13 protein-coding genes are annotated in these 9,520 nt (G+C 56.8%); 11 read left to right on the forward strand and 2 right to left on the reverse strand.

The window, feature by feature from the left end; translation table 11 throughout:
• Positions 1–4: 4 nt before the first annotated feature.
• A complete protein-coding gene (locus ACESY8_RS06150) occupies positions 5–541 on the reverse strand; it encodes a dihydrofolate reductase family protein (protein WP_054338417.1) in 537 nt (178 codons plus the stop codon).
• A 191-nt stretch (positions 542–732) separates the two neighbouring features.
• Here ACESY8_RS06150 and ACESY8_RS06155 point away from each other — a divergent pair, with 191 nt between their 5' ends.
• From ACESY8_RS06155 to ACESY8_RS06185, 7 genes are all read left to right on the forward strand, one after another.
• The gene (locus tag ACESY8_RS06155) at positions 733–1,056 is read left to right on the forward strand and encodes a TfoX/Sxy family protein (RefSeq protein ID WP_007493162.1); all 324 of its coding nucleotides are present in this window, start codon (positions 733–735) and stop codon (positions 1,054–1,056) included.
• Between the two features lie 2 nt (positions 1,057–1,058).
• Positions 1,059–1,196, forward strand: coding sequence for a hypothetical protein (locus tag ACESY8_RS06160; protein ID WP_009260955.1), 138 nt, complete (start codon positions 1,059–1,061; stop codon positions 1,194–1,196).
• A 16-nt stretch (positions 1,197–1,212) separates the two neighbouring features.
• Positions 1,213–1,770, forward strand: a complete 558-nt coding sequence (locus tag ACESY8_RS06165) for a DUF3795 domain-containing protein (protein ID WP_024723293.1) — start codon at positions 1,213–1,215, stop codon at positions 1,768–1,770.
• A gap of 4 nt (positions 1,771–1,774) precedes the next feature.
• Positions 1,775–2,170 (forward strand): SRPBCC family protein, encoded by a 396-nt coding sequence (locus tag ACESY8_RS06170; protein WP_009260953.1) that lies wholly within the window; start codon positions 1,775–1,777, stop codon positions 2,168–2,170.
• Positions 2,171–2,244: 74 nt separating this feature from the next.
• Complete coding sequence (locus ACESY8_RS06175) at positions 2,245–2,760, forward strand: helix-turn-helix domain-containing protein (protein ID WP_044942883.1); 516 nt, start codon at positions 2,245–2,247, stop codon at positions 2,758–2,760.
• 118 nt (positions 2,761–2,878) lie between these two features.
• Positions 2,879–3,736: an AraC family transcriptional regulator gene (locus ACESY8_RS06180; RefSeq protein ID WP_044942881.1), complete on the forward strand. Its 858-nt coding sequence runs from the start codon at positions 2,879–2,881 to the stop codon at positions 3,734–3,736.
• A gap of 419 nt (positions 3,737–4,155) precedes the next feature.
• Positions 4,156–4,296: a hypothetical protein gene (locus ACESY8_RS06185; RefSeq protein WP_164468428.1), complete on the forward strand. Its 141-nt coding sequence runs from the start codon at positions 4,156–4,158 to the stop codon at positions 4,294–4,296.
• 68 nt (positions 4,297–4,364) lie between these two features.
• On the opposite strand, the gene ACESY8_RS06190 is transcribed toward ACESY8_RS06185, so the two are convergent.
• A complete protein-coding gene (locus ACESY8_RS06190; RefSeq protein WP_024723290.1) occupies positions 4,365–4,769 on the reverse strand; it encodes a methyl-accepting chemotaxis protein in 405 nt (134 codons plus the stop codon).
• A 518-nt stretch (positions 4,770–5,287) separates the two neighbouring features.
• On the opposite strand from ACESY8_RS06190, the gene ACESY8_RS06195 reads away from it, so the two are divergent.
• The 4 genes from ACESY8_RS06195 to ACESY8_RS06210 all read left to right on the forward strand — a co-directional run bounded on the left by ACESY8_RS06195 (position 5,288) and on the right by ACESY8_RS06210 (position 9,371).
• Positions 5,288–5,896: a recombinase family protein gene (locus ACESY8_RS06195; RefSeq protein WP_054338418.1), complete on the forward strand. Its 609-nt coding sequence runs from the start codon at positions 5,288–5,290 to the stop codon at positions 5,894–5,896.
• Between the two features lie 196 nt (positions 5,897–6,092).
• A complete protein-coding gene (locus ACESY8_RS06200; RefSeq protein ID WP_009260949.1) occupies positions 6,093–7,262 on the forward strand; it encodes an RNA-guided endonuclease InsQ/TnpB family protein in 1,170 nt (389 codons plus the stop codon).
• 264 nt (positions 7,263–7,526) lie between these two features.
• Positions 7,527–7,946 (forward strand): carbon storage regulator, encoded by a 420-nt coding sequence (locus ACESY8_RS06205; RefSeq protein WP_054339583.1) that lies wholly within the window; start codon positions 7,527–7,529, stop codon positions 7,944–7,946.
• Between the two features lie 186 nt (positions 7,947–8,132).
• On the forward strand, positions 8,133–9,371 hold the full coding sequence (locus ACESY8_RS06210) for a flagellin N-terminal helical domain-containing protein (protein WP_054339582.1): 1,239 nt from the start codon (positions 8,133–8,135) through the stop codon (positions 9,369–9,371).
• Positions 9,372–9,520 lie beyond the last annotated feature (149 nt).

Consider the following 9,520-nt stretch of genomic DNA (forward strand, 5'->3'; position numbering starts at 1 on the left):
CTTGTCACCGCTTTTCGTAGACCAGATCCACGATTCCGTTGTAATGTTCTGTTGCCACGAGCTTCAGCGGCAGTTCCCGATGAAGCCCCGGAAACAGCCGCACGCCTTTGCCCAGCACTGTAGGAATCACTGACAGCCACAATTTATCAATGCGGTTCTCTTTCAATAGCTGCCTGGCCACGGACGCACCGCCGCAGATCCAGACGTTTCCCTTCGACTCCGTTTTTAGCTGATCGGCCAGGGCGGTCAGTTCCCCATTCCAGAAGCAGACATTCTCCCGATTTTCTCCCTGCCGGTGGGTCACCACATAACAGGGGCGGCCCTCGTAGGGCCAGATGTCCGGAGAGAGCGCCGTGACGATCTGATGGTACGTAGTCCAACCCATGACGATGGCTTCTACCGTCTCATAAAACGCCGGATAACTGCCGGAGGTATCCGGTTTGCTGCCGTCTCCCTCCAGCCAACTCACGCCGCCCTGCTCGTCCGCAATATATCCGTCCACACTCATGGCAAGATATAACACGATCTTTCCCACAATCATCCCCCCGCTGCCCCTATTGTACCCAATGGGCAAAAAAAGTGCAAGGTAAAAAAACATGACAGACAGTTGTGGTGTTCCTGTGGTATAATACAGAAAAATCAGGAAAGGCGGAGCTGCCGGAGCGGGAAGAGCCGGAGAGCAGCTTGGGGATTTGACTGAAACATTGGCCGATCGTTACAGGAGGAATTGACATGGCGTCCCATCCGGATTTTGTGAACTATATGGCCGAGCAGTTGCGGGAGGCCGGAGCCATCCGCAGCCGGAAGATGTTCGGCGAATATGGCCTTTATTGCGACGATGTATTCTTCGCCGTCGTCTGTGACGACCAGCTTTTCGTCAAGGTCACCCCGCAGGGCGAAGCGGCGTTTCCCGACCTGCCCAAGGCCCCGCCCTATGAGGGGGCCAGGGATTCCTTTCTGGTGGAGGATGTGGAGAACCGGGAACAGATGACGGAGCTGGTGCGTATCACCTGTGAGGCACTGAGAAGCGGGCCTCAGAGAAAGCGGAGGAAATGACCATGGTCTTTGACAACAAGAAAGAGCACAAGGAATTCTATCTCCCGCCCAAGACGCCGGGCATCGTCAACGCGCCCGCTATGAGCTTTCTGGCAGCACGGGGCCATGGCGAGCCTGAGAAGCAGGCCATGTGGTTTTAAGGGAGGGGCGAACAGAATGAAAGGCTTTACCCGCATGGAAACCCGTTTCTCCCTGTGCGGTCTCAACTGCGATTTGTGCAGTATGCATCTGGGCGGCTATTGTCCCGGCTGCGGAGGCGGAGCAGGCAACCAGAGCTGCACTATGGCTAAGTGCTCCCTGGAGCACGGGGGCATCCAGTTTTGTTGGGAGTGCCGGGAGTATCCCTGCCCCCGCTACGATGGCATCGACGATTGGGATTCCTTTGTCCCTCACCGGAGCCGACAGCAGGACATCGCCAAGGTCCGGGAACTGGGGCTGGAGGCCTATCTGGCTCAGTTGGGGGAAAAACGGGCGATCTTGGATTCACTTTTGGCCCGTTTCAACGATGGCCGCCGCAAAACTCTTTTCAACACGGCGGTCTATCTCCTGCCCCTGGAGGATTTGCAGTCCGTGATGGCTGATCTGAACAGCCGGACGGAGCTGGCTGGGCAATCTGTCAAGGAGCGGGCCCTCGCCGCTGTGGAGCTGGTCCAGCAGGCGGCGGACCGCCGGGGCGTCAGTCTGAAGTTAAACAAGAAACCGAAAAAGGGGTGATCCTATGGCGGCTTCCAGGGTGACCGTCCACTTCCCCTGCCCGGTGGAGCGAGTGTGGCAGACCGTGACCGACCTAATGAATACCGCTTGGCGCGGCGACCTGGCCCGGGTGGAAATTTTGAATGAAACCCATTTTGTGGAACACACCAAAAGCGGCTATGCCACGAATTTTACCGTTACGGCCTGCGAGCCGCTTTGCCGCTGGGCATTCACCATGGAAAACGGCAGCATGTCCGGGACCTGGGTGGGGATCTTTGAGACGGCGGAGGGCGGCGCCCGGCTAACCTGCATCGAAACCGTTAACGCCAAACACTGGTGGATGCGCCCCCTTGTCCCCGGATACCTGAAGCGGCAGCAGAAACGGTATCTGGACGATTTGCGGCGGGAACTGCAAAAATAGGACCGTGTTACTCTGCGTTGCTTGCGGCAACGGGCCGCTTTCCCTACAATGGGGGGTGAAAGGAGTGAGCCCATATGTTGAACGAAACTATCAAAGCCCTTCGGAAATCCAAGGGTCTTTCCCAGCAGGAGCTGGCGGTCAAGGTAAACGTGGTGCGGCAGACCATCTCAAAATGGGAGCAAGGCCTGTCCGTCCCGGACTCCGATCTGCTGATCGCCCTGTCGGAGGCCCTGGAGACGCCTGTGAGCACGCTGCTGGGCGAGACAGTGGCGGAGTCGGAGGCGGACGAGGTCAAAGCCCTTTCGGAAAAGCTGGAGATCATCAATTTGCAGTTTGCCCGGAGAAAGGCCGTGCGGCGGGCGGCCCTCCACTGGCTGCTCATCGCGGTGTGCGGGGGCATCCTGGCCGTCGCCGCGGTTCTGGCCGCGGTAAACAGTCCCTATCTGGGCTGGGATTACAGCGCCCCGGAAACCGCCGTTATGGGGGTGGCCATCCACGCCTTTGAATGGGGCTTTGTCCGTCTGGCGCCCTTTGCTCTGATCGCGGCAATGGTCGGCGTTTTCCTGACGCGAAAAAAACATAAGGTATGAATTGGGAGAGTGCACCACTGAACATGGAGATAACTACCACCGGACAAATATAGGCACGGAAAGTCGGGCAGAGTCACTTACATTCTGCTATGCTGAATCCAGAAGGACGGTGTGACCAATGGATTGGGTAGCAAGTATTCATCAGGCGATCCAGTATATCGAAGAACATCTCCGGGAGGAGCTGACCATCCGGGAGATCGCGCAGCAGGCGGCCCTATCCCCTTTTTACTTTCAGAAGGGTTTTGCCATGCTGTGCGGTATGACGGTGGGCGACTACATCCGCCAGCGCCGGCTCTCCGCCGCCGGGCTGGAGGTTCTCACGACAGACCGGAAGATCATCGATATCGCGCTGGAGTTCGGCTACGATTCGCCGGACAGCTTCACCAAGGCTTTTGTCCGATTCCACGGTCTCACACCTGCCGCACTGCGAAAAAGCGGAGGCGCGGTCCGCTCCTTTGCTCCGCTTCGAATTAAAGTGACATTGGAAGGTGGTCAAAACATGGATTGCAAGATTATGAAAAAAGAGGCGTTCACGGTGCTCTGCCGGGCAAAGACGTTCAAGTATGAGGACGCCGCTGCTCAGGTTCCCCAGTTCTGGGCAGAGCATTTCGGCACAGGCGGCGGCAAGGTGGTTTGCGGCATGTACGGTATCAACCTGGACGAGAGCATGGGCGGCAACGAGTTTGAATATCTTATCGCCGACAACTACGATCCGGCCAAGGAGATCCCCGATGGCTTCACCACCCGCACCATCCCGGCCCATACCTGGGCGGTGTTCCCCTGTACTGGCCGGATGCCCCAAGCCCTCCAGGGACTGAACCAGCAGATCTTCTCCCAGTGGCTGCCCACGAACCCCGACTACAAGATCGCCGCAGGCATCAATGTGGAGCTGTATAGCGACGCCAGCAGGTTTGAGGACGGCACCCAGGACCAGGACTACTACTGCGAGGTCTGGGTCCCGGTGGAAAAGAAGTAAGGCACATTCCTCGGCAAAATTAACGGTCCTACCATATTGTTTCAAACAGAATCCACCAAACAAACTAGTATCGTATGCTGACAGCGTGCGCTGTATGTTATGTGTTGCATCAGGTGGGATGCCGAAGATATTGGAGGAAAATGTAAAAAAATCCGGCGAAGACAGTTTCGTTTATAGATAAAAATCGATTTCGTCTGTGAAGGAAACCACATCCGGCAATCGGTGCGGCTCTTTCTTTGCGGCCTTTATACGCCCTGCGTCAGCTTGTCCAACGGACAGCGTATCGCAGGGCGTTTTTCTATCGTTTGAAAGGTGCCAAGGCGCATGAGCTTGAAATACACTTGCCCCATTTGCGGCACGCCCCTGGGTTATAAGGGCCTGTGCTGGAAATGCAGGTCTGAGCAGGAGCGAAGGACTGATTGTCCTGGACACCGGAACAAATCTCAGAGAAACAGAAAAGCCTTATTCAGAACATCCAGCGGCTGGGTGATGTGGAGGCCCTGGAACTCACCGACTTCCGGCAGCAGGACGGGCTGATCCATCCTCTGCTGTCCACATAGATTCCAGCGAAGCATCAAACCTGATGTGCGGCCTGGCCATACAGGGGGATGACCGGGCCACGGAAACGTTATCGGAACTGGATTTGTGATCCCACTGGAACCCCCATGCGGACCGACACAGCAGAGGCGGAGCCAGATGGTGGGGGGTGGATATCGGATACGGCGGGGAACCTCTGCTCATCCCCATCAACATGCGGGACGGGAGCCTTCTCTGCGTGGGCAGGGGCAATGAGGTCTGAGAAATTCTGCCGAAAACCGTAGGCGGACTGCGGCAGGAACTGGTGAAGCTCAACCAACTGGCATGGCAGGCCGGCAAGGACACAATCCCCCGCTGGACAGAAACAGAGGGTTATCCGGTTGATGGTAGCCTCCACCGCTGTATTCAATACAAGAATATTGGTTTGGAATGCAATATTATCAATCGTCCTGATAATGTTCTCAATTTCATCGGAGCCCTGTTTGAACTCTTCCATAGAACCGGCCTGTTCGGCCGCTCCCCGAACCAACGCTGCGCTCCGCTGAAAACCTGATCGCCGGTTTTATCATTTGGGTTGCTTTGAATGTCAGCATCCAGATTTCCCTGGGCAAATTCCTGTGCAATCAAAATAGGTATCCATACTACCAATTTGTCAAATCCGGTTCTGTACCCCCTAGGGCTTGTTTGAAAATTGGCGATATGCCCGGCGGCGGAATTTGGGGCCGCTGGCAAGCAATTTTTTCGCAGGAATCCTGACGGATTTCAAGGAAAAATTGCGCCGTCCAGCGGTTAAAAGGCCCGTCGATTGGGCATGTTGGCATTTTTCAAACAAGCCCTAGGATACAAAAATCCAAGCATGGCCACAGTCAGCCTGCAATGAAACAAGTCCAAATATCTTATAGGAAGCCGTGGGAGTTCGCCCACGGCTTTTTAGCTGGAACAGGGGCTTGCAACTCTGCCTTTTCTTATGGTGCACTATTCCAAGATCATTTCTATCAGCAAGGAGGTGCTGCCTTGAACGGGCAGGTTTACGGCTATATCCGGGTCAGCAGCAGGGAACAGAACGAGGAGCGGCAGCTCATTTCCCTGCGGGAAGTACAGGTGCCGGAGGAGAACACATTTATAGATAAGCAGTCCGGCAAGGATTTTGAGCGGCCGCAGTACAAGAGGCTTCTGCGGAAATTAAAAAAAGACGATCTGCTCTACATTAAGAGCATTGACCGCCTGGGTCGCAATTATAGCGAGATTTTAGAGCAATGGAGAATATTGACCAAAGAAAAAAGCGTTGACATTGTGGTACTGGACATGCCTCTGCTGGATACCCGACAGGGGAAGGATCTGATGGGCACGTTTTTGAGCGATATTGTGCTGCAAGTACTCTCCTTTGTCGCTGAAAATGAACGTGCCAATATCCGTCAGCGTCAGGCGGAGGGAATTGCGGCCGCCAAGGCCAGAGGGGTACGGTTCGGCCGGCCGCCAAAGCCGCTGCCCGATAACTACCTGAGCACCTATCTGCAATGGAAAAGCGGGGCACTCACAGGGACCGCCGCCGCGAAGGAGTGCGGAATGCCGTTGGCTACCTTCCGTTACCGGGCGGAACGGTACGAAAACACGAAACGTTGAACAGCAGGCAGCTTCACAAAAAGGTGTACCTTTCTGTAAGCCCCCAATTTTCAAAATCTTTTTCAAAAAACTCTTAACATGACGAGGATTTGGACGATAAGGATAATGTATAGAGACAGCAGGCAGCTTCACAGAAAGGTACACATTTCTGTAAGCAGCCAAAAGCAAAGCATGGATTTGGAGGCGGGCGGCCACGATGGCATCCAGAGAAAAACAATATAATGTCCTCAAGCTGCGCCTGTATCCAACCTCAGAGCAAGCAGAACTTTTTGAAAAGACCTTTGGCTGCTGCCGCTATCTCTGGAACCAGATGCTGGCTGATCAGCAGCGGTTTTATTTGGAGACTGGCGTCCACTTCATCCCTACCCCGGCAAAATACAAAAAGGGAGCCCCTTTTCTAAAAGAAGTGGATAATCAGGCACTCATTCAGGAGCACAACCAGTTGTCCCGGGCGTTCCGTTTATTTTTTCAAAATCCGGAGGCTTTTGGGCATCCCAATTTTAAGCGAAAAAAAGATGACCGGGACTCCTTCACCGCCTGCAATCATGTGTTTACTTCCGGCCCGACCATTTATACCACGCGGGACGGCATCCGCATGACCAAGGCCGGAATGATTCGGGCTGTCTTTCCACGCCGCCCGCAAAACGGGTGGAAGCTCAAGCGCGTCACAGTGGAAAAGGCCCGGACGGGCCGCTATTACGCTTATGTCCTGTATGAAAGCCTGGTACAGCCGCCGGAGCCGGTCCTTCCCGCTCCGGAGCGCACCCTAGGGCTGAAATATTCCCTGCGCCACTTTTATGTGGACGACCAGGGCAACAGGGCCGATCCACCCCGCTGGCTGAAACAGTCCCAGGAAAAGCTGGTGCATCTTCAGCGGCGGCTGAACCGAATGCAGCCTGGCTCAAAAAATTATGAGGAAGCCGTACTGAAATACCGCCTGCTCCATGAGCACATCGCCAATCAGCGCAGAGACTTCCTCCACAAGGAATCCCGACGGATAGCCAACGCCTGGGATGCCGTATGTGTGAGGGGCGACGATCTGGGTGCGATGACGGACACGCTGATTCAGGCCGGGAGCGCCGTAAAGGAGGCGGGGTTCGGGATGTTCCGGGAGATGCTGTGCTACAAGCTGGCCCGCCAGGGAAAAGCATTTATTCAGGTAGACCGGTATCTCCCTACCACCCGGAGCTGTTCGGCCTGTGGGTTGACGCGGGACGCGCTCCATGCGCGGGATTACAGGCGAAGTGGTTGGGTCTGTCCAGAGTGCGGCGCGGTTCATGACCGTGAGGTCAACGCGGCAAAAAATATCAAAGCCCGTGGGCTGGAACAGTTTTTTGATTTACAGGGGCAGGACAGGAGCGCCTGACCCTTTCCAGGCGTCCTGTGCTCCGCCTTGACAATATGCCGGCCGGGACACCGGTGAACGCCCATGATTCCGGCTGGAGAGCGTGGATGGAACGCCGGTGGGGAGCCTCCGCCCTTCCATCCACATTCTCCGGACCGCCGAGTGGGAAACGAGAGGCCGCATCCGTGCGGCTGAAGCCTGTAAGCAGGCGTCCACAATATTATGACGATGTTTTTGCACGCGGCGCATGGATGCGCGCCGCTGGCCACAGGAAGGAGATCCCCCATGCTTCAGCTCTCTCTGCGCCCCGGTGAGTATCTCACCATCCATGGCGACATTGTGGTACAGCTCGCTCAGCTCTCCGGCAGCCGCGCCTTCCTTCGGGTAGAGGCCGACCGCAGCATCCCCATTGTGCGGGGAAAGGTACTGGAGCGGTCGGGGGCTCCCCGGCCGGAGTGCCTGGCATCTCTTCCCCGCAGCCGCGCCAGGAAAGGCCGGGATGCCGTCTACCACTGGAGTGCGGAGCGGGAGCGGGCCGTCCGCACAATGGAACAGCTCCTGGAGCGGATGGAGGCCGGGGACAGCCGGGAGGAAGCCCAGGCGCTGCGTGCACAGTTGGAGTACCTGCTTCCAACGGTATGGGAGGAGGAGCTGTCCGGCCAAATACAGGCCCTGCTCCGCAGCAAAACAGCCCAGGACGTATAAATAACCACCTTAGTTTGGTTTCACCCGGTCTCGCGAACCGGTTGAAATAAATCGAAGTGCAGGGACACAGCCCGCCAAAGGCCACGGCGTCTGTGTTGGTCTGCCAAACCACTAAACGCACATGAGGGATCGGTGCGTTGGACCAGCAAACCCAATATCATTTCAGAAAGAAAGGAAACGATCGAAATGAGGATCCAGCATAACATCATGGCGATGAACGCCTACCGCAACTACGCCAACAACACCTCCGCCCTGTCCAAGAACCTGGAGAAGCTGTCCTCCGGCTACAAGATCAACCGCGCCGGTGACGACGCCGCGGGCCTCGCCATCTCCGAGAAGATGCGCGCCCAGATCACCGGCCTGGACAAGGCCCAGGACAACGCCAAGGACGGCATCTCCCTGGTGCAGACCGCCGAGGGCGCCCTGACCGAGGTCCACGACATGCTCAACCGCATGTATGAGCTGGCCGAGCAGTCCGCCAACGGCACCTTTGAGGACGGCACCGACCGCAAGCAGCTCCAGAAGGAGGTCGATCAGCTCAAGAGCGAGATCAACCGTATCGCCGATTCCGCCAACTTCAATGGCATCAAGCTGCTGGACGGCTCCATGTCCGCCAATGGCACTACCACCATTAAGAGTGCTGCGACTTCTCAGGCGGCTGGCGTAGATGTGAATATTATGGCCGACTCTGTGTTTGATGCCAACGGCAGCCGTTCGGAGCTGAAATTCTCGTTTGCTGTTGTTAGCAACGCGAGCAAGGCGGGCGCTGTGGTCGATAAAGATGGCAACGTCACGATCTCTGTTGCAAAAGCATCTGCTGGCCAGGCCTCTTATTCCGCCGCGGACATCCAGGCCCTGCTGTCGAAGGTTACGGCTAAGGATAGCAAAGTCAGCGCAGACATGGTCAACGCTGCAAAGAATGCCACGGTCACCGGCGCAGGTATCCAAGATGCCACCGGCACTAAGGCAGGTAAGTGGACTACTCTGGCAAAGACCAGCAACGGTGCGGCGAAGCCCAATGCCGGCAAGCCCCTGACCCTGCAGATCGGCGATACTTCCGATAGCTTCAACCAACTGAAGGTGGGCATCAAGGACTGCCACGTGGACGCTCTGGGCCTCACCGATATGAAGATCGGCGATCAGGACAGCGCTGCCAAGGCTCTGGACAAGATCAAGAGCGCCATCAACTATGTCTCTGATGTCCGCGGTACTCTGGGCGCCACCCAGAACCGCCTGGACCACACCATCAACAACCTGTCCGTCATGCAGGAGAACATCCAGGATGCCGAGTCCACCATCCGCGACACCGACGTGGCCGACGAGATGATGGCCTACACCAAGAACAACATCCTGATCCAGTCCGCCCAGGCCATGCTGGCCCAGGCCAACCAAGTGCCCCAGGGCGTGCTGCAGCTGCTCCAGTAAGCTCTGGTGTTGGCTGGGCATCTGCACGCTCCCGAACCCTCCTGTGCTGCCCCGCCCTGGGGCACGGGGAGCCCCGCCGAAGCCCAGCGAAGCGGGTTCGGTGGGGAGAGGAGGCGCGACGGAGAGAGCAAGCTTTGCCGCCTGCGGCG

This window comes from Clostridium sp. ATCC BAA-442, from assembly GCF_964239415.1.
Classification (GTDB): Bacteria; Bacillota; Clostridia; order Oscillospirales; family Oscillospiraceae; genus Flavonifractor; species Flavonifractor plautii.

What these genes read in the sequence shown, in the direction of transcription:
- ACESY8_RS06150 (WP_054338417.1), bottom strand. Translation starts at nt 541, where the DNA reads ATGATTGTGGGAAAGATCGTGTTATATCTTGCCATGAGTGTGGACGGA.
- ACESY8_RS06155 (WP_007493162.1), top strand. Translation starts at nt 733, where the DNA reads ATGGCGTCCCATCCGGATTTTGTGAACTATATGGCCGAGCAGTTGCGG.
- ACESY8_RS06160 (WP_009260955.1), top strand. Translation starts at nt 1,059, where the DNA reads ATGGTCTTTGACAACAAGAAAGAGCACAAGGAATTCTATCTCCCGCCC.
- ACESY8_RS06165 (WP_024723293.1), top strand. Translation starts at nt 1,213, where the DNA reads ATGAAAGGCTTTACCCGCATGGAAACCCGTTTCTCCCTGTGCGGTCTC.
- ACESY8_RS06170 (WP_009260953.1), top strand. Translation starts at nt 1,775, where the DNA reads ATGGCGGCTTCCAGGGTGACCGTCCACTTCCCCTGCCCGGTGGAGCGA.
- ACESY8_RS06175 (WP_044942883.1), top strand. Translation starts at nt 2,245, where the DNA reads ATGTTGAACGAAACTATCAAAGCCCTTCGGAAATCCAAGGGTCTTTCC.
- ACESY8_RS06180 (WP_044942881.1), top strand. Translation starts at nt 2,879, where the DNA reads ATGGATTGGGTAGCAAGTATTCATCAGGCGATCCAGTATATCGAAGAA.
- ACESY8_RS06190 (WP_024723290.1), bottom strand. Translation starts at nt 4,769, where the DNA reads ATGGAAGAGTTCAAACAGGGCTCCGATGAAATTGAGAACATTATCAGG.
- ACESY8_RS06200 (WP_009260949.1), top strand. Translation starts at nt 6,093, where the DNA reads ATGGCATCCAGAGAAAAACAATATAATGTCCTCAAGCTGCGCCTGTAT.
- ACESY8_RS06205 (WP_054339583.1), top strand. Translation starts at nt 7,527, where the DNA reads ATGCTTCAGCTCTCTCTGCGCCCCGGTGAGTATCTCACCATCCATGGC.
- ACESY8_RS06210 (WP_054339582.1), top strand. Translation starts at nt 8,133, where the DNA reads ATGAGGATCCAGCATAACATCATGGCGATGAACGCCTACCGCAACTAC.